Below are 17,330 nucleotides of genomic sequence, written 5' to 3' on the forward strand. Positions count from 1 at the left end.
GTGTCATGACTTCTCCTCTTAAACACTCCGCTGCCCTGCTTTGCATGGGGGCCGTCCTCAGCATCGCGTTGGTTGAGCCGGCGCTGGCGCAGACCGCAAACATCGAAGGCGTGTTGCAGAACATCGTGAACATGCTGACCGGCAACGTCGCGCGCCTGCTGGCGACGCTTGCCGTCATCATCGTCGGCATCGCCTGGATGTTCGGGTATCTCGATCTGCGCAAGGCCGCCTATGTCGTGCTCGGTGTCGCCATCACGTTCGGCGCCTCCGAGGTGGTCTCGACCTTGACCGGAGGCCGTTGATGATCGAGCCCGCGCGTCTCACGGAGGACACCCTATTCCTCGCCTGCACGCGACCGGCCATGATTGCCGGCGTCACCATGGAAGCCATGGCGCTCAACGTGATGTTGTCCTGCATCCTGTTCCTGGTGGCCGGAAGCATCATCTACGGCCTGGTCGCGATTCCGATCCATGGGCTTTGCCGCATGATCTGCCGGCACGACCCCAACATGTTCCGGATTCTGCTCGCCTGGATCGAAACCCGCGGGCGCACGCGCAACGCGTCCTTCTGGGGCGGATCATCCTGCACACCGCTCAAGCTCGTCCGGCGATATCAGGCACGAGACCTTGGCTATGCGTAGCGCAGCGCTCAAAACCCGGGAGATCGGGCCCGAAGTCTACCTCCCGTTCGGCCGGCATGTCACCGATTCCGTGATCAGTCGCACGACCCGGGCCCTGCTCACGGTGATCCGGCTCGACGGCACCTCGTTCGAGACCGCCGAGACGGCGGATCTGAACGATCTTCACGCCAAGCTGAACCTCACTTTGCGCAATGTTGCCGATCCGCGGCTGGCGCTCTGGACTCATCTGGTGCGGCGTCGGACGTCAGACTCTCCGGCCGGGGCATTCCGCTCGCCATTTGCAGCCTCGCTTGACGCCCAGTATCGCGACCGGATTCGCAAGGCAGCTCTATTTCGTAATGATCTCTATCTGACGCTGGTTTGGCATCCTGGTCGCGCCCCCGCCGATGCCGCAGCTGCGTTCTTCAGGCGGCTTGGCCGGAGCGCTGCGGCTCGCGTCGAGGTCGACAGCGACGCCTTGAAGCGGCTCAACGATGCCACGCGGGATATGGTCGCGGCATTGGAGCGCTACGGCGCTCATGCTCTCGGATTGGCCGAGCGCGACGGCATCACCTTCTCAGAGCCAATGGAGCTACTCCACGCCGTGGCCTCCGGCGAGTGGATGCCAATGCCGTTGGCGCAAGGGCCGATCGGCCCCGCACTCTACTCAAACCGTGTCATCTTCGGCCGTGAAGCCATCGAAATCCGCAGCGCGGGTGGATCGCGCTTCGCCGGCATGTTCGGACTCAAGGAATATCCTGCGTCCACCAGACCGGGCCTGTTGAACGCGCTGCTTTCCGCACCTTTCGAGATTATCCTCACGCAATCCTTCGCGTTTTTGTCGAAAGCCGACGCCAAGACGGTCCTGACGCGTAAGCAGAACCAACTGGTCTCGGCTCAGGATCCGGCGGCCTCGCAGATCGACGAACTCGCTGACGCGCTCGACGATCTCGAATCCAACAGGTTCGCGCTTGGAGATCATCACCTGTCGCTCCTGGTCTACGCCGAGAGGCCTACGCAGCTGCAGGACCACATGAGCGTGGCGCGACGCGTCCTGGCGGATGCGGGTGCAGTCGTCGCGCGCGAGGATCTCGGACTTGAAGCGGCTTATTGGGCGCAACTCCCCGGGCTGTTCAAGTATCGGGCAAGAACTGGGGCGATCAGCTCGCGCAATTTCGCGGCATTCTCCCCATTCCACACCTATCCCACAGGACAGCCTGCCGGCAACCACTGGGGGCCAGCGGTTGCGATGCTCAAAACCGCATCCGGCTCGCCGTTTTATTTCTCGTTCCATCACGGCGACCTCGGCAATACCTTCATCTGTGGCCCCTCGGGGTCCGGCAAAACCGTCGTGCAGAACTTCCTGCTGTCGCAGGCCGAGCGGCTCGGCGCCACTTACGTCTTCTTCGACAAGGACCGCGGTGCGGAGATATTCGTTCGCGCCGCCGGCGGCACTTATCTGACACTCCGCAACGGCGTTGGGACCGGCTGCGCGCCGCTCAAGGCGCTGGAGCTGACGCCAGCCAATCTTTCGTTCCTGGGCGAGCTTGTCCGGAAGCTCGTAACGCCAGACAACCGTCCGCTGACCGTGATCGAGGAGGAGCGGATCGATTCCGGATTGCTAGCCCTTGCTCAATTGCGGCAGGCGGAGCGCTCGTTCGGAGCGCTGCGGGCTTTTCTGGGCCAACAGGATCGCGAAGGAATCGGCGCTCGCTTGGAGCGATGGTGCCGAGGCGCTCCTTTCGGCTGGGTGCTGGATGGCGAGCAGGATGCAATCGGGCTAGACGCCCGGTTCATCGGTTTCGACATGACCGATCTGCTGGATCATCCGACCGTTCGCACGCCGCTCATGATGTATCTGTTCCATCGGGTCGAGCGCCTGATCGACGGCCGGCGCATGATCATCGACATCGACGAGTTCTGGAAGGCGCTTGGCGACGAGGCATTTCGTGATCTCGCCAACAACAAGCTCAAAACCATCCGCAAGCAGAACGGAGTCATGGTGTTCGGCACGCAGTCGCCGCGCGACGCGCTGGCCTCTCCGATCGCACACACCATTGTCGAGCAATGCCCGACGCACATCTTCCTGCCAAACGCGCGGGGAACGCGCTCGGACTATGTCGACGGCTTCCATCTGACCGACACTGAATTCCGCCTGATCAAGGAGGAGCTCGCGCCCGAAAGCCGGCGGTTCCTGGTCAAGCAAGGCCACAACTCGGTCGTGGCGGAGCTCGACCTCAGCGGTTTTGACGATGCACTCGCCGTGTTGTCTGGACGGACTGACACGGTCGAACTGCTCGACCGCATTCGGGCAGAGGTCGGCGACGATCCGGGGCAATGGTTGCCGGTATTTCAAGCGGAGCGGCGGGACGTCCGATGATGGTTCAGCGTATGCCGGCAATCTTCACCTGCGTGTCGATCGTGGCCCTCCTGACGGCATCTCCCGCAGCAGCGGAGATTGTGTTCGATCCGAGCGTCTATGCGCGGCAATTCGAGCAACTGACGGAACTGAAGAAGCAGGTCGATACCCTGACGTCGCAGCTGAAGGTGGCGCAGGATCAACTGAACCAGGCCAAGCAGCTGTATGACAGTTTCAACAAGCGGACCAACGCCAACGACATCGGCGCGCTGCTCAACACGCCGCAGTTCCGGAAAGTCCTGCCCCAACAGTTCTCTGACATCGAACGTCTCGTGGCGGGGCAGGGCGGCGGTAACTTCGCCGACGCGATGAACCAATACCTTTCGCAGAACCGCGCCTATGCCGGCAACAGCGGCAATTCATATTACCAGAGCGAGCTCGACCGGATAGCGCGACAGACTGGCGCCAAGCACTCCATGGGCCAGGCGGTCTACGACACTGCCTCGCAGCGTATCGATGCGCTTGAAGAATTGAGAACGCGCATCAGCTCGGCGACCGACGTCAAAGAGACTCTTGATCTGTCGGCACGGCTGCAGGCCGAGCAGGCGCTGCTGCAGAACGATGTGCTCCGGATGCAAGGGCTAGCGATGATCCAGCAGGCCCGCACGGACATGGACGGACAACGGGAGCGCGAGAAGCAACGCCAACTGGTCGATGAAATGAAGGCGGCCCTACAATGACGATGAAGGCATCTGTTCTGGCGAACGCTGTTGCGGCTACTCTTATCGGTTGCAACGATTCCGACAGCGGTCAGCAGAGGAAGACCGTCAGCTGGTTCATTAATCATCGGGATGAACTTCAGGCAACGCTCAAGGCGTGCCGCGATAACCCAGGCGAGCGCGGGAAGACGGCCGACTGCATCAACGCCAACGAAGCTCGCAAGAAGATCACCGTCCAAGAGATGAAAGACGCGCTGAAGTAAGGATCGCGGCGATGGCCATAAACGTCTTTGACAGCTTCTTGAAGGAGTTCGAACAGCCGATCACGACATTCGTGTCGACCTCGGTGTCGAATCTTGCCTCCTACATTGATGGTCCGCTCCGCACGGCCGTGATGCTCTATGTCATTCTCTACGGTTTTGCGGTGATGCGGGGCGCAATTTCCGAGCCTATTATGGAGTTTGCCTGGCGGGCGATGCGGATCGTGGTCGTGGTTCTACTCGCGACCAATTCAAGCGCGTTCCAGCAATACGTCACGGGCCTGTTCTTTGATTCCTTGCCGAGGGAGATCGGCAATGCGTTAGCGGGCTCGGGATTGAACACGAATTCAGGAGCTCCTTTCGATCAGCTTCTGTCCAAAGGAATCGACGTCGCCAATAAGATCTACGACCAAGCGGGAATAACCGACGTGGCTCCAGCACTGATTGCCGCCATTCTCCTGATCTTTGTGGCGATCGGCTCCTTCTTGCAGTTTGCCATCCTGCTCTATGCCAAAGTTGGCCTTGGCGTCGTGATCGCGCTTGGGCCGCTCTTCATTGCACTTGGACTATTTGAGGCTACGCGCCCGTTTACAGAGGCCTGGCTTCGGCAGGTCGCGAATTTCGTGATCCTGCTGGTGCTGGTGGTCGCTCTGGTCGGGCTGATGTTAACGACCGTCAGCGGCTTCATTGACAGGTTCGCCGCAAACGCCGGCACGGCCGGCGAGATGGTGGTGGCCGCAGTCGCCATCAGCGCGGTGCTCGGTCTGTCCGGATACATCGCGCTTCAACTGCCGATCATCGCAGGCGGTCTCGCCGGGGGGGGCGCTTCGCTCGCCAGCCGGCTGGTCACTAGCCCAATGATTGCCAATGCCACGGCGGCAGCCAGCGGCGCTTACGCCGGCGCGCGCTGGTCAGCCAGCCGTGGTCTCGCGGCCGTAAGAGCCAGCCGTCAGGGCGGCAGCATGCGGCGTACCCGATCGCCGGGGACTACGGCGGCTTAAGCAATTGATCGCCGGCAACAGGCGACTGAGAAACACAGGGGCATCAGAACGATGTGGCGTCGACTATTCATCATCTGCGTCATCGCATGGCAGCTTGGCGGCTGCGCGAACTGGTCAAAGGGGCCGCCGTCATGTGATGGCCAGGCTCGCCGGCCGCTCAATCGTTCGCTGTGGGATTGGGAGACCGGTACGCCATTCGCGACACCGGAGCCACCACCTCCGCCATCCGCGCCAGCACCGGTCGTCCGCAAAGGCGAGACCAGCCCGGCAGCGCCATCCACGCAACTGTTTGCATCAGGCCACCAGGCCGCCATTGCAGCTTCTTACCGCGCTTGCGGCAAGGAGGCGTGAGATGGTCGGGCATAATGAGTTGAACGCCTATTTCGACAACGCGCGTCGATGGGAACAGGATTTGTTGCTGTCGGCCCATCGCTCGCGGCGAACGGCATGGGTAATTGCCGGGGGCGCCTGTGCATTGGCAGTCGCCTCGCTCAGCGCGGTCGCAGCGCTTGCGCCGCTGAAGACGGTCGAGCCGTTCGTGATCCGCGTCGATAATGCCACCGGCATTGTGGACACCGTCTCCGCCCTCAATTCGACGCCGGCGCGCTATGACGAAGCCGTCACCAAGTATTTCCTCGGGCGTTATGTTCGGGCGCGAGAGGGCTATAGCTACCCAGAAGCCGAAACGAACTTCCGCACCATTTCGCTACTCTCGGGGCAGGGCGAACAGGCCCGTTTCGCGGCATGGTACCGCGGCTCCAATCCGGAAAGTCCGCAAGTCGTTCAGGGCCGTTTCGGGGTCTCCACCGTGCGGATCAAGGCGATCTCGCTCCTGGCCGATAATGTCGCCTCGGTGCGTTTCATGAAAGAGAGCCGCAAGGGCGAGGAAACCCGCGTGACCCACTGGGTCTCCACCCTGACGTTTTCCTATGCCAACGCGCCAATGTCCTCCGCCGACCGTCTCATCAATCCGCTCGGCTTTCTCGTCTCGGAATATCGCGCCGATCCGGAGGTCGTGCCATGAAATCCTTCGCTCTCTTGATGATTTTCGCCCTGGGATTCGCGGGGCCGGCAATGGCCTTGCAACAGCCGTCACCGGGTCAGCATGATGCCCGCGTGCGAACCGTGACCTACGATCCGGCCAACGTCGTCAAGGTCAACGGCGTGATTCGGGCGTCAACCCAGGTGTTGTTTGCCGACGATGAGGAGGTCGCGCATGTCGCAATCGGCGACGCGATCGCATGGGAGGTCGCACCGGCGGGCTCAATCCTGTTCCTTAAACCCCGGGAGAAACATCCGCCAACCAATCTGCAGGTCGTCACCACGCGCCCTGATGGCCGCAAGCGGTCTTATCAATTCGAATTATCGATCGCCGAGACGACACTGGCGGACAGTTACTTCGTCGTCCGCTTCGCCTATCCCGGCGACGAGATGGAGCGCCGACGCACTGAGGCGGCTGCCCGCGGCGCCGAGCGGGAAGGCGCGCTGATCGAGCGGACCTTCGATCTGCATCATGCCTATGGTGCGCGCAACTGGCGCTTTTCAGCGCAGGGATCGATCGACCTCGAACCGGAAGCTGTTTTCGACGACGGCAAGGAGACCACGTTCCGCTTTGCGGGCAACCGTGAAATCCCCGCGATCTACCTGATCAACTCCGATGGTTCGGAAGGCCTGGTGCCCAAGGACGTCCGCGGCGAGCTCGTGGTCGTTCACGCCACGGCCCGGGAGTTTCGGCTGCGCAAAGGCGACACCGTGCTCTGCATTTTTAACGAAGCATTCGACGCGGTGGGAATTAATCCGGGCACCAACACCACAAGCCCGTCTATTGAGCGGCGGGCGAAGAAATCAGCACCAACTCCAAGGCCACGATAGGCGAGGGCGATATGACCGAACATGATGATGAGAAGATCGCCGGCGACCGTGCCATTACGCCTGTGGGAGGAGGGGACAATGCTCGCGCGACGATGCTCAAACGCGGCTTCGGCGCGCTGGCGCTCACCGCCTTTGCCGCTCTGATCATCTGGGGCACTTGGAAGGGCGAGAAGCCTGTCAGCGATTCCGCCCGAAAGCTGATAATCCGCCAGGCGGCAGCTTTCGAACCCATCCCGGAAGCGCCGGCCGCGCCTGTTACCACGGCCTCAGTTGGAGCCCCGCCGGTCTCAGCCACGCCAGCGGTCCCCGCGCCCGCCTCCGACCAGCTTCTGGAAAGTGCCCGGCGCGCACCGGTGCTGGCCTATAACAGGCCGAGTTCTGTAGGACGCGCGGCCCACGACGGCGTGACCGGAAGTGTCGTCACCGACCCCTATGGGTTCGGACGGGGCGAGCCGCGCAACGACCTCGCCGACAAGCTGAAGCCGACCCCGATCGAGGGCGTGCGCGCGGCGCGGCTCCCCAACCGCAATCTGCTGGTCACCCAGGGCACCTCGATCCCGTGCGTGCTGGAGACGGCGATGTCCTCGGACGTGGCCGGCTTCGTCTCCTGCGTCGTCGTGCGGGACGTGATGTCCGATTCCGGCAACGTGGTGCTGATGGAAAAAGGCACGCAAGTGGTTGGCGAGTATCGCGGCAATGTGCGGCGCGGATCAAAACGCCTGTTCGTGCTGTGGACCCGCGCCAAGACGCCGACCGGCGTCATTGCGGCATTGGCCTCGCCGGCCACGGACGCACTGGGTCGCGCCGGTTTTGACGGTGACATCGACACCCACTTCTTTGAACGGTTCGGCTCGGCGCTGTTGCTGTCCATCGTCAGCGACGCCTCCTCAATCGGGCGTCAGCAGCTGCAGGACAGCTCGATCCAGATCAACAACACCACGGGAGCCACCAACACTGCCGCCGGCATCGCCGTCGAGCAGTCCATCAACATTCCGCCCACTCTGAACAAGAATCAGGGCGAGCTCGTCAATATCTTTGTAGCGCGCGATGTTGATTTCTCCTCGGTCTATCGATTGCGGCGGGTCGAGACCCGCACGCAGATTTTGGACCGCACCGTCCCCGGGGGCCTCGTGGCCCCGGCGGTGGTGACAAAGTGAGTGCCGTACATTCCATCGAGCGCGATGGCAGCCGGCTCGTGCTAGCGCGCTATCTCGAGCCGTTGGCTCCATTTCTGGCGGACAAATCCTTGACCGAAATCGTCGTCAATCGCCCCGGCGAGGTCTTCGTGGAAGGTCCCGGCGGCTGGACCCGGCACGAAGCGCCAGCTCTGACGCATGCCTACCTATCACACCTGGCGACCGCGGCCGCCGGCCACACCCGTCAGGACATCGGCCCGGAGCATCCGGTGGTCTCGACCACCCTGATCGGCGACGAGCGCTGCCAGATCGTGGTGCCGCCGGCGGTGCCAACAGGAACGGTCAGCCTCACCATCCGCAAGCCGTCGGCTTTGACAATGACACTGGACGCCTTTGACCAGGCAAAACTGTTCGATGAAGTCCGCGCCGCCAACAACGAACTCACTACCGACGAGCATCGGCTTCTGGCCCTGAAAGAGGCCGGTGCCTGGCGCGACTTCCTCCAGCTTGCCGTCTCAACGCGGCGCAATATCATCATTTCCGGCGCAACGGGTTCGGGAAAGACCACGCTATCCAAGGCGTTGATCTCGGCGATCCCGGCACATGAGCGGCTCATCACCATCGAGGACACCGCCGAGCTTGTTGTCCCTCATCAGAATTGCGTGCGGCTGCTCTACGCCAAGGACGGGCAGGGTCTTGCCAAAATTGGCCCGCGCGAACTTCTGGAGTCCTGCCTGCGGATGCGGCCGGATCGCATTCTGCTGCAGGAGCTGCGCGACGGGACGGCGTTCTTCTATCTGAGGAATGTGAACTCGGGCCACCCCGGATCGATCACAACGGTTCATGCCGACAGCGCCAGGCTCGCCTTTGAGCAGCTGACGTTGCTTGTCAAGGAAAGCGCGGAAGGGCGCGACCTGCATCGCGACGACATCCGCTCACTGCTGCTGCTTCTCGTCGACGTCGTCATCCAGATGCAGAAGCGGGACGGCCGCTACCGCATTTCGGAGATCTACTATGATCCCGTTCGCAAACGCGACCACTTCCGTTAGGGCGGCGCAGGGCCCTGCCGCGCTCTTCCTATTGGTTGCCTCCAATGTCTTACTACTGGGGCTTAGGCTTCATGATGGCGGCCTGCACTGGTCGGAGATCGCCACGGGCTGGCCACGTTACGGTGCCGACCCACGTTTCGACCGCTGGCTGACCCTCTCGACTCTCGCCGGCGCGGTTGTGGTCTTTGGCCTGCTCGGTGCAATCTTCCGGCACCGTCCTCTCCCGCTTCACGGCAGCGCGCGCTTCGCGTCCGAGCGCGAAATCAAGGCCGCTGGCCTGCGATCCAAAGAGGGCGTGTTGCTCGGCCGCAAGGACGGTGCGCTGCTCTGCTTCGGCGGATCGGAACACGTCATGGTCTACGCTCCAACGCGCGCCGGCAAGGGGGTCGGCTACGTCATTCCGAACCTGCTCAATTGGCCAGATTCAGTCGTGGTGCTGGATGTGAAGAAGGAGAACTGGGATCGTTCCGCGGGATTTCGGGCGGCCCACGGGCAGGAAATCTACTTGTTCGACCCACTCGACGAGAACGGTCGCACCGCGCGCTACAATCCGCTGGGCTATGTGCGCAGCGATCCCGCGGACCTCTATGACGATCTGCAGCGCATCTCGGTCATGCTGTTTCCGGCCGAAAGCCGCGGCGATCCCTTCTGGTTCGAGGCCGCACGTTCGGCCTTTGTGGCGATCGGCGGCTATGTCGCGGAAACGCCAGGTCTTCCATTGACGATCGGCGAGATCCTGCACCAGCTGTCCGCGGCTCACGACCTCAAGGCACATTTTGAGAAACTCATTGCCTCTCGCAAGTCCGGCCCTTCACCACTGTCGCGGAATTGCATCACGGCCTTGAACGACTTCCTCGCGGCTTCTGAAAACACCATGAACTCCGTGCGCAAGACCGTCACGGCGAGGCTCGGGCTTTGGCTCAACCCGCGCATCGATGCCGCCACATCGACCAACGATTTCGACTTGCGGTTGCTGCGGCAACGGCCGATGTCGATCTATCTCGGTGTGACGCCTGATAATCGTAAGCGCGCATTTTACTGCACAGGCTGCGCGCGCGGCTGGCCGCGGCGTCGCGTGGCGCCGGGGCCCAGCGGGATCATCGGAACGGCTTGATTGATCCTGAGCGTTTGACGGTCAGCCGCTGTCGTTGTCAGCTGGCAGGTTTTTTTGAGCGGTGCAATTGAACGGCAACAGATCTTCGATATCGGCGTCTGGCGCGCGTTGGGGCAATTCGGTGAGCGCGTGACGTAGCCATGCATAGGGATCGACGCCGCATGCCCGGCATGTCAGCACCAAACTGTAGATCACGGCGCTTGCCTTGGCGCCGGCAACGGTGTCGCTGAACAGCCAACTTTTTCGTCCGGTGCAAAACGGCCTGATGTCGCGCTCCAGAACATTGTTATCGATCGGGGCGAGACCGTCACTGGTGTAACGGGTCAGATAATCCCATTGGTTGCGTGCATAGGCGATCGCCTTGCCGGTCAAGCTTTCGGGTAGCACCTTCGGCGCCTGGTCGTCGAGCCAGGTCCGGAAGGCGGCCAATACCGGCAGGCTATGCTGCTGGCGCAGCCGCAAGGTGTATGCGGCGCGCGTTTCGCCGTCGGGCGGCGTCTGGCGCGCCACCCTCTCGACCTCGTACAACGCCTCGAAGAACTTGAGCGCCTGCAATGGCGGACCGCCAGGCTTTGTCCTGGCCTTGAGCGCATCGGTAAATTTCCTGCGCGCATGCGCCATACAGCCGAGATGGGTCGCGCCTGTCAGCGTGCGCCAGGCGTCATAGCCGTCGCTCATCAACAAGCCGCGATAGCCGGCCAGGAAGGCCTGAGGATGTTGCTGGCCGCGACCGGGCTGGTAATCGAACAGCACGACCGGCTGCGCGCAGCCCTGGCCGCTGCGATAGGCCCACATGAAGGATTTGGCCTGCGCATCACGGCCGTCCTCTTTAAGAACCTGGACCCAGGTTTCGTCGCCGTGGACCAGGGGCTGCGACATGAGCTTTTGCTGTAGCGCGTCATAGACCCGATGCAGATGCAACTCGCTCGCCCGGATCACCCAGTTGCCCAGCGTCCCGCGGCTGATGCTGACGTCGGCGCGCCCCAGCGCGTCCGCCACACGGTACAGCGGCGTGCCGTCGACGTATTTGTTGGCGAGCACCAGCGCCAGCGTCGATGGCGTGGCGACGCTACCCGGCAGCGGCTGCGCCGGCATCGGCGCGGTCACAATCGGGGTGTTCAGCGCGGTGCGCTCGCAGTGACGGCAGGCATATTTGAACCGCACATGTTGCAGCACCGACGCCTTGACCTCGACGTGCAACTGCTCGGTGACGGTCTCGCCCATCCGATGCATCCGATTATGGCAGCACGGACAGTCCTTTTGATCCTCACCCAGATCGTGTTCGACGCGTTGGCGCGGCAGATCGTCAGGCAGCGGCTTGCGGCCGCGTGCCTTCGGCGCCGGCTTTGGAGCCTCCGGCAACCCCGTGTCCGGCACGGCGACCGCCTCGACATCGTCGTCGTCCCGGCTTTCAGCGGCGGCCTGCTCGGCTTCGTTGAAGATGCGCTCCTTGAGCTTTTCGCTCTTCGGCGCATACCGGTGCAGGCGCTCCAGGCGCAACTGCTCCTCTAGATGCAGCACGCGTTGTGCGAGTTTCTCGTTTTCGGCCTTCAGCGCCGCGATCTCGGCCGCGTGCGCCGCGATCAAGGCTTCCAGTTCGTGCGTCGTGGGCTTGCGACTCATCGGAGTCTTGAATCGAAGTCATGCCGCCGCGTCAACCGGGCTCCCATGTCTTCGTCATGTCTTCGGCCGCGTCATCTGAGAACGGCCATGCCGAAGCCCGATGACGCCGCCCGCATCGAACACGCTCAGCCCACGCTCTGATATTGCCGCACCGGATGACGACGCACCGCCGCGATGTTGATGCCGTCAAGCAGCCAGTGCAGCTCCTCCGTCGTCAGCGTCAGCACCGCCTCCTGACTTCGGGGCCAGTGGAATCTGTCGGCCTCCAGCCGCTTCAGCAGCATCCAAAATCCTGACCGATCATAAATCAGCAGCTTGATCCGGTCGCGGCGACGATTGCAGAACGCGAACACCGCGCGCTGGAACGGATCCAGCCCCATCGACTGCTCGACCACGATCGCCAGGCTGTTGATGCCCGCCCGGAAGTCAATCGGTTCGCGGTGAAGGTAGACCCGAAGATCAGACGCCAGTCGGAACATCGCAACGCCCCAGCGCTTCAATCACCGCCGACAGCAACTGCGCGTCGCCGCCTTCCAGCGAAAGCGTCACGCCGTTGGGCATCGATGCCGTCAGCCGCCCTGCACAGGATCGCTCCGTCGCGCAAACCGCAATCGCGCCAGCAGATCGAGTTGGCGACGGCGACGGCGCGCGAACCGGAATAAAGGCTGGCGCAATCGGCGCCCGCGCCTCCGGCTGGCCATCCCCGTTCTGAAGTTGTCGCTTGGCCACCCACTTGCGCAGCAGGTTCGCGTTCACGCCGTGTTGCAGCGCAAGCCCCGCCAGCGACACGCCAGACTGCAGACAGGCCTCGACCAGCCGCTGTTTGCTGGCCGGATCATAGCGACGCCGGCCATTGCGCAACACGCCGACCGTCTCAAGTCTCAAAGGTTCTTCTGGAGTGATCATCGATCGTGTCCACCTCGCTCATGGTGGACACCTCATCCCATCCCCGCGCTCAACTGCATAGGTGCGTAGAAAGGAGCGCTTACTGATAATCTCGATCGCATGGCGCCAAGTCTCGCGTGATGCCAAGCTTCGTTTTCAGTTCCAAATTGAAGGACGGCCCAGCCAGATCCACACAAGGCATGCGCGCTTTATGACGTTGGGGGTGAGCCTGTAATTAAAGAGAAGGGCAAGCAGGGTCAACCGCAGTTGGAGATCGCGCCGTACCCCAGTTCACTGCGCGGCCGGAGGCTCGAGCCCGCAAGCCAGGCATTGGTCAAGTTTCACGAACGATTGGCTGCGAGGCTCGATTCCGAGATTGCCTTGGCGCCAGTGGAGCAAGACCTGCTGGACTTCCTCAATGGTATCAGGCTGTCGCCATCGATGATGGCGCAGGCCTGTCGGCAGAATGCGACCATGCGCGCGCCCCTCGGCCTGGACACGGTGGGGCGTGCCCCACCGCCGATCCCCGACGCGCTGTCGTTCGCGCTTTATTGCAACGCGCTGCTGAGTATATGCGCCCCGGAGGCAGACCAGATGAATACCAACCCACCCGTTCAGCTCACCGCGAATTTCTCCATTTCCACTCGCGAGCAGTCGCCGCACCCGGCGCAGGGGCTATTTTCGTACAAGTGCGTTAGCATTGCTGGCCGGCAGCGAAAACGCTCGCTTGGCCTGCTCAGCGATTTTGTCACCAATGAACTGCCGCACCGCATTGCGGAGATTAGATGCAGTGAACAACCAAACGACGCGGTCAGGACCCTTGGCCGCCCGCGTTGAAGGCCGGGGATTGGGCGAAGGCGCTTTCGGCCGTCGAAGAGGCTGTCGCCGTGATGCCGGACGACCTCCATTTCCGCATGCTCCATGCGGATCTGTTGCTTCATAAACTGCGCGGCTTGCAGTCCGGCTTGCCGGCCCTGCGGCAATTTGTTCGGGACGCGATCGACAAAAAATCCGAGCTATGGATGGAAGGGGCGCTGCGCCAACTCTTCAGTTCGGCGAATGATAACTCCCACTTCCCGCCTGCCGAGCGCCTTGGGATGGGCAAGGATGTTGTCCGAACTGCTCGGCCCTTATAGCACGACAACCGGTGAGCAACCAGCCGAGCGAGATATGTCGTTTTGGCGTTATCTTTGTCGATTTGTCGCGGTCGCAACACGATCATTCAGAGTCTGCCACCACGCGCTCAGCCAAGTCACTGAACAAAATGGAGAGCGGCTTTTGGAGTTCATCCTGTGCAACTGGCACGAACATTGAAGACGTCATTTCGTGACGGCAGCGGCCGCTGACCGTCCTCACGGAAAAGGAGTCAAGAAATGAAAAGCGACATGTCCGACTATGATGTAACTGAACTGACTCTCGAAGAAGCATGTTCAACGTCGGGAGGCGACAAATGTATCATTTTTAAGCCGCCGCCGGGTGGCGGAACCATTGATGCCAATCCCCTGCCCCCCGCCGGGGATAGAGGGTTGATGTAAACTGACTACAAGCCTGCCAGGGACGCGATCATAACTCGCGTTCGCTGGCAGGCTTATTCTTATGCCCTCGTAACATGAGAACTCCATCGGGAACAACCGTTCGGATGCGTCGTAGAGGCCAGATTCGCGCGAAGGCCGATCTTGCTCGCGACCTCAAGATGACTAATCTCGACCGGCGGCGGAGGCCGAAGCCCGCCAATCGGCATCGCTGACGGTGCTTACCATCTGGAAAGAGGGGAGCCATGAAGCCTGAGATGTGGCTGAATTAACAGTTGAAGAAGCATCTGAACCTTCCGGAGGGAGTAGTTGTCGCAACTGCACTCGCGGCTATGGCTGCGTGGCAGCTGTCATCCGCCGCACTTGCATCTGAAGCGAGTTAGATGCGCAACCGCCTGACGTCGCATGGTGCAGACTGGCAGTTTCGCTACCAAATTAACGATAGCAAACCTTGTGACATAATCGAACAATGACCAATATCTTACTTCCTCCTGAAATTGTGAGCTACACGGCCGAAAGCATCCTCTCCCGGCAATCAGGACGATCTTTTCTCATTTACAAGATCATTGTGCTTTCTGTGGTCGCCGCATTGGTGGCGTTGCCACTCATTACCGTAACGGTCTCTGTTCAAAGCGCCGGCACCATTCGTCCCACCATCGAGAAGACTCCCCTGATCGCGCCCGTCTCAGGGCGCATTTCGCGTATCCTTGCCGTTGAGAACGATGTGGTTGCCCTGGGGCAAGAAATCCTCACCCTCGATGCCGTGGTGGTTGAGGAGAAGCTCAGAGCAGTTACAGGCGAAATTCGCGCCAAGGGCGATCTAGCCCGTGACCTTGAGACCCTAATCTCCTCCGGAACAGAAGCCAAGGACCCGATCCAGCTGCTGACCGAGTCCGCCACGGCCGAGCGGCTGCATTTTCTGAACCTGCTGCGGGAGAATGAATATGCCCGCAGTAACGCCGCGGCAGAACTCGAGCGCGCCAAGCGGCTGCTCTCCGTTGCTGCAGCGCCCGCAAAGGCGGTCGACGAACGGGCTTTCGCTCTCCAGAGCATTGAGGTCAAAGGCGAGATCCTCGCCCGGCGCAAAGCCGCCGAGTGGAACCAACAGCTCTTCGACACGAATTTGCGCTTGAAGGAACTCACTGCCAGCTTGCATCAGCTCGAGAACGAACGAGATCTGACCCGGATTCGAGCTCCCGTGTCCGGTGCTCTAGAGCAATTCTCCGGCCTCACCCCTGGTGGCTACGTCCAGGCGGGGCAAACTGTCGCTCGCGTCTCGCCGGATGGCGAACTGGTGGCGGAGATCTACGTCTCCCCCAACGACATTGGCTTCGTGCGAACCGGCCAGTCAGTGCGGCTCCAGGTGGATGCCTTCAACTACAATCAATGGGGCGTTCTAGAGGCGACAGTGCTCAACGTGGCCCAGGACTTCACCCTCCACGATAAAAGCCCGATCTTTAAGGTCCGCTGCGCGCTCTCTGCCAGTCATCTCACGCTCAAGAACGGAGTCATCGGTCAGTTGAAAAAAGGCATGACCGTGCGAGCCCGCTTCCTCGTGGCCGACCGCAGCCTCCTTCAACTCTTCTACAATGAGGTCGACGATTGGCTCAATCCGCTCCTTGCAGGCGGTTAATTCTTCCTCTTCAGAAACAGTGAGCGTCAATGTCGAGTAACGTCATCAAGTACAAACAGCGCGACGCCACGGATTGCGGAGCCGCCAGTCTTGCTTCCGTCGCAGCTTTCTATGGCTACAAGCTGCCATTGTCACGCATCCGCCAGTAGGCGTCGACCGGCCGCTCCGGCACCACGGTGTCGGGCCTCATGCAGGCGGCTCAACAGCTAGTACCTACTGTTCTTAAAGCGTGAGTCGTGATTCAAGGTCGGGATGATACCCGAAGCAAGAGAAGTCCACCTTTCGAGGAAAGATCGCAAGGTGCTTGAGGCGTGTTGCCGCTCCCCGGTGACGTTGCAGCGCGATTTGAAGCGGGCGCGGATAGTTCTGTTGGCGGCGGATGGACGCAGCACTCGGTCGATCGCCAAGGAAGTTGGGGTCCAGCCGCGGATTGTCAGCCTTTGGCGGCATCGCTATGCCGACCAAGGCCTTGAAGGGCTGCAAGACAAGCCGCGACCGGGCAAGCAGCCAATCTATACGAAGGCCACCGACAAGCGGATTCTGAAGCTGCTGGACAAGCCGCCGCCGGACGGGTTCGCACGCTGGACCGGGCCCCTGCTGGCCGGGGCGCTGGGCGATGTTGACGTCCAATATGTCTGGCGGTTCCTGCGCAGCCACAAGATTGACCTCGCGGCTCGTAAGTCCTGGTGTGAGAGCAACGACCCGAACTTTACGGCCAAAGCCGCCGATGTTGTCGGCCTCTATGTCGCCCCGCCCGCGAAGGCCATTGTGCTGTGCGTGGACGAGAAGCCCTCGATCCAGGCTTTGGAGCGAGCGCAGGGTTATCTGAAGTTGCCCAATGGCCGCGCCTTGACCGGCCAGAGCCACGATTACAAGCGGCATGGCACCACAACATTGTTTGCGGCGCTCGAAGTCGCCACCGGAAAGATCATCGCGGCGCATTCAAAACGCCGACGCCGCGTCGAGTTTCTCGACTTCATGAACAGCGTCACCGCGGCTTTTCCGAACCGGAAGCTTCACGTCATCCTCGACAACCTCAACACCCACAAGAAGAACGAGCATTGGCTCAAGGCCCACCCCAACGTGCAATTTCATTTCACGCCGACAAGTGCGTCTTGGCTCAATCAGGTCGAGGTATGGTTTTCGATCTTGCAGGGGCAGTCGCTCAGCGGCACCTCCTTCACAAGCCTCACGCAGCTTCAGGAGCACATCGATGCCTACGTCAACGCATACAACGACAGAGCCGAGCCCTTCGTCTGGACCAAGAAAAAGGTCCGTCAACGCCGTTTCAAAGGCCGCCGTATCACTCAGCTCTGATTCTGGGTACTAGGCTTCATCGCCAAAGGGGTGAAGGGTGGGTTCGACAGCCTTTACAAGATTCCCAAGCCCGCCATCGCGCATTTAGTCGTTAAGGAGGTCCTACACCACTTCGTCGTCATACAGGCGATCGACCGCCGGTCGATCATCGTCATGGACCCGGCCTATGGCGAAATCCGCAAGTTGTCGGTAAGCGCTCCTTTCTACGCAC

Annotated in this window: 19 protein-coding genes and 2 pseudogenes; 18 read left to right on the plus strand and 3 right to left on the minus strand. The window is 61.4% G+C overall.

Annotated features, from left to right (window positions below; genetic code table 11):
- Nucleotides 1-5: 5 nt before the first annotated feature.
- From HAP48_RS00035 to HAP48_RS00085, 11 genes are all read left to right on the plus strand, one after another.
- Entirely contained in the window at nucleotides 6-302 is a 297-nt protein-coding gene (locus HAP48_RS00035; RefSeq protein ID WP_025038371.1) for a TrbC/VirB2 family protein, read from the plus strand.
- Nucleotides 302-640, plus strand: coding sequence for a VirB3 family type IV secretion system protein (locus HAP48_RS00040; protein WP_166217157.1), 339 nt, complete (start codon nucleotides 302-304; stop codon nucleotides 638-640). The genes HAP48_RS00035 and HAP48_RS00040 overlap by 1 nt, the downstream gene beginning before the upstream one ends.
- On the plus strand, nucleotides 633-2,999 hold the full coding sequence (locus HAP48_RS00045) for a VirB4 family type IV secretion/conjugal transfer ATPase (protein WP_166217159.1): 2,367 nt from the start codon (nucleotides 633-635) through the stop codon (nucleotides 2,997-2,999). Before HAP48_RS00040 ends, HAP48_RS00045 begins: the two co-directional genes overlap by 8 nt.
- Entirely contained in the window at nucleotides 2,957-3,718 is a 762-nt protein-coding gene (gene virB5, locus HAP48_RS00050; RefSeq protein WP_224497207.1) for a P-type DNA transfer protein VirB5, read from the plus strand. Before HAP48_RS00045 ends, virB5 begins: the two co-directional genes overlap by 43 nt.
- Complete coding sequence (locus HAP48_RS00055) at nucleotides 3,715-3,960, plus strand: EexN family lipoprotein (RefSeq protein WP_166217161.1); 246 nt, start codon at nucleotides 3,715-3,717, stop codon at nucleotides 3,958-3,960. The genes virB5 and HAP48_RS00055 overlap by 4 nt, the downstream gene beginning before the upstream one ends.
- A gap of 11 nt (nucleotides 3,961-3,971) precedes the next feature.
- Entirely contained in the window at nucleotides 3,972-4,958 is a 987-nt protein-coding gene (locus tag HAP48_RS00060) for a TrbL/VirB6 family protein (RefSeq protein ID WP_166217163.1), read from the plus strand.
- A 352-nt stretch (nucleotides 4,959-5,310) separates the two neighbouring features.
- On the plus strand, nucleotides 5,311-5,982 hold the full coding sequence (locus HAP48_RS00065) for a VirB8 family type IV secretion system protein (RefSeq protein WP_166217165.1): 672 nt from the start codon (nucleotides 5,311-5,313) through the stop codon (nucleotides 5,980-5,982).
- Nucleotides 5,979-6,830 (plus strand): P-type conjugative transfer protein VirB9, encoded by an 852-nt coding sequence (gene virB9, locus HAP48_RS00070; RefSeq protein WP_166217167.1) that lies wholly within the window; start codon nucleotides 5,979-5,981, stop codon nucleotides 6,828-6,830. Before HAP48_RS00065 ends, virB9 begins: the two co-directional genes overlap by 4 nt.
- A gap of 11 nt (nucleotides 6,831-6,841) precedes the next feature.
- Nucleotides 6,842-7,987, plus strand: coding sequence for a type IV secretion system protein VirB10 (gene virB10, locus HAP48_RS00075; RefSeq protein WP_166217169.1), 1,146 nt, complete (start codon nucleotides 6,842-6,844; stop codon nucleotides 7,985-7,987).
- Nucleotides 7,984-9,015: a P-type DNA transfer ATPase VirB11 gene (virB11, locus tag HAP48_RS00080; protein ID WP_166217171.1), complete on the plus strand. Its 1,032-nt coding sequence runs from the start codon at nucleotides 7,984-7,986 to the stop codon at nucleotides 9,013-9,015. Before virB10 ends, virB11 begins: the two co-directional genes overlap by 4 nt.
- Nucleotides 8,981-10,129, plus strand: coding sequence for a type IV secretory system conjugative DNA transfer family protein (locus tag HAP48_RS00085; RefSeq protein WP_224497206.1), 1,149 nt, complete (start codon nucleotides 8,981-8,983; stop codon nucleotides 10,127-10,129). Before virB11 ends, HAP48_RS00085 begins: the two co-directional genes overlap by 35 nt.
- 21 nt (nucleotides 10,130-10,150) lie before the next feature.
- Here the strand turns inward: HAP48_RS00085 and tnpC are convergent, their stop codons facing one another.
- From tnpC to tnpA, 3 genes are all read right to left on the minus strand, one after another.
- Nucleotides 10,151-11,752 (minus strand): IS66 family transposase, encoded by a 1,602-nt coding sequence (gene tnpC / locus HAP48_RS00090; RefSeq protein ID WP_166209534.1) that lies wholly within the window; start codon nucleotides 11,750-11,752, stop codon nucleotides 10,151-10,153.
- Between the two features lie 125 nt (nucleotides 11,753-11,877).
- Nucleotides 11,878-12,231, minus strand: coding sequence for an IS66 family insertion sequence element accessory protein TnpB (gene tnpB / locus HAP48_RS00095; protein ID WP_166205730.1), 354 nt, complete (start codon nucleotides 12,229-12,231; stop codon nucleotides 11,878-11,880).
- A complete protein-coding gene (gene tnpA / locus HAP48_RS00100; RefSeq protein ID WP_166205731.1) occupies nucleotides 12,212-12,658 on the minus strand; it encodes an IS66-like element accessory protein TnpA in 447 nt (148 codons plus the stop codon). The genes tnpB and tnpA overlap by 20 nt, the downstream gene beginning before the upstream one ends.
- A 246-nt stretch (nucleotides 12,659-12,904) precedes the next feature.
- Between tnpA and HAP48_RS00105 the strand changes: the two genes are divergently transcribed.
- From HAP48_RS00105 to HAP48_RS00135, 7 genes and pseudogenes are all read left to right on the plus strand, one after another.
- Nucleotides 12,905-13,474, plus strand: a complete 570-nt coding sequence (locus tag HAP48_RS00105; protein WP_175612442.1) for a hypothetical protein — start codon at nucleotides 12,905-12,907, stop codon at nucleotides 13,472-13,474.
- Complete coding sequence (locus HAP48_RS00110; RefSeq protein WP_175612443.1) at nucleotides 13,471-13,773, plus strand: hypothetical protein; 303 nt, start codon at nucleotides 13,471-13,473, stop codon at nucleotides 13,771-13,773. Before HAP48_RS00105 ends, HAP48_RS00110 begins: the two co-directional genes overlap by 4 nt.
- 237 nt (nucleotides 13,774-14,010) lie before the next feature.
- Nucleotides 14,011-14,172, plus strand: a complete 162-nt coding sequence (locus tag HAP48_RS00115; RefSeq protein ID WP_166217173.1) for a hypothetical protein — start codon at nucleotides 14,011-14,013, stop codon at nucleotides 14,170-14,172.
- Nucleotides 14,173-14,638: 466 nt separating this feature from the next.
- The gene (locus tag HAP48_RS00120; RefSeq protein ID WP_166217175.1) at nucleotides 14,639-15,802 is read left to right on the plus strand and encodes an HlyD family secretion protein; all 1,164 of its coding nucleotides are present in this window, start codon (nucleotides 14,639-14,641) and stop codon (nucleotides 15,800-15,802) included.
- A 29-nt stretch (nucleotides 15,803-15,831) separates the two neighbouring features.
- Nucleotides 15,832-16,011, plus strand: a pseudogene (locus tag HAP48_RS00125) (cysteine peptidase family C39 domain-containing protein); the annotation flags it as partial.
- A gap of 43 nt (nucleotides 16,012-16,054) precedes the next feature.
- Complete coding sequence (locus HAP48_RS00130; protein WP_166204319.1) at nucleotides 16,055-17,119, plus strand: IS630 family transposase; 1,065 nt, start codon at nucleotides 16,055-16,057, stop codon at nucleotides 17,117-17,119.
- 9 nt (nucleotides 17,120-17,128) lie between these two features.
- Nucleotides 17,129-17,305 (plus strand): annotated as a pseudogene (locus HAP48_RS00135) (cysteine peptidase family C39 domain-containing protein); the annotation flags it as partial.
- Between the last annotated feature and the right edge of the window lie 25 nt (nucleotides 17,306-17,330).

The organism is Bradyrhizobium septentrionale, assembly GCF_011516645.4.
In the GTDB taxonomy this organism is placed as follows: domain Bacteria; phylum Pseudomonadota; class Alphaproteobacteria; order Rhizobiales; family Xanthobacteraceae; genus Bradyrhizobium; species Bradyrhizobium septentrionale.

Excerpts from the sequence above, each read along its gene's own strand:
- HAP48_RS00035 (WP_025038371.1), top strand. The coding sequence starts at position 6 with ATGACTTCTCCTCTTAAACACTCCGCTGCCCTGCTTTGCATGGGGGCC.
- HAP48_RS00040 (WP_166217157.1), top strand. The coding sequence starts at position 302 with ATGATCGAGCCCGCGCGTCTCACGGAGGACACCCTATTCCTCGCCTGC.
- HAP48_RS00045 (WP_166217159.1), top strand. The coding sequence starts at position 633 with ATGCGTAGCGCAGCGCTCAAAACCCGGGAGATCGGGCCCGAAGTCTAC.
- virB5 (WP_224497207.1), top strand. The coding sequence starts at position 2,957 with ATGGTTGCCGGTATTTCAAGCGGAGCGGCGGGACGTCCGATGATGGTT.
- HAP48_RS00055 (WP_166217161.1), top strand. The coding sequence starts at position 3,715 with ATGACGATGAAGGCATCTGTTCTGGCGAACGCTGTTGCGGCTACTCTT.
- HAP48_RS00060 (WP_166217163.1), top strand. The coding sequence starts at position 3,972 with ATGGCCATAAACGTCTTTGACAGCTTCTTGAAGGAGTTCGAACAGCCG.
- HAP48_RS00065 (WP_166217165.1), top strand. The coding sequence starts at position 5,311 with ATGGTCGGGCATAATGAGTTGAACGCCTATTTCGACAACGCGCGTCGA.
- virB9 (WP_166217167.1), top strand. The coding sequence starts at position 5,979 with ATGAAATCCTTCGCTCTCTTGATGATTTTCGCCCTGGGATTCGCGGGG.
- virB10 (WP_166217169.1), top strand. The coding sequence starts at position 6,842 with ATGACCGAACATGATGATGAGAAGATCGCCGGCGACCGTGCCATTACG.
- HAP48_RS00085 (WP_224497206.1), top strand. The coding sequence starts at position 8,981 with ATGATCCCGTTCGCAAACGCGACCACTTCCGTTAGGGCGGCGCAGGGC.
- tnpC (WP_166209534.1), bottom strand. The coding sequence starts at position 11,752 with ATGAGTCGCAAGCCCACGACGCACGAACTGGAAGCCTTGATCGCGGCG.
- tnpB (WP_166205730.1), bottom strand. The coding sequence starts at position 12,231 with ATGTTCCGACTGGCGTCTGATCTTCGGGTCTACCTTCACCGCGAACCG.
- tnpA (WP_166205731.1), bottom strand. The coding sequence starts at position 12,658 with ATGATCACTCCAGAAGAACCTTTGAGACTTGAGACGGTCGGCGTGTTG.
- HAP48_RS00115 (WP_166217173.1), top strand. The coding sequence starts at position 14,011 with ATGAAAAGCGACATGTCCGACTATGATGTAACTGAACTGACTCTCGAA.
- HAP48_RS00120 (WP_166217175.1), top strand. The coding sequence starts at position 14,639 with ATGACCAATATCTTACTTCCTCCTGAAATTGTGAGCTACACGGCCGAA.
- HAP48_RS00130 (WP_166204319.1), top strand. The coding sequence starts at position 16,055 with ATGATACCCGAAGCAAGAGAAGTCCACCTTTCGAGGAAAGATCGCAAG.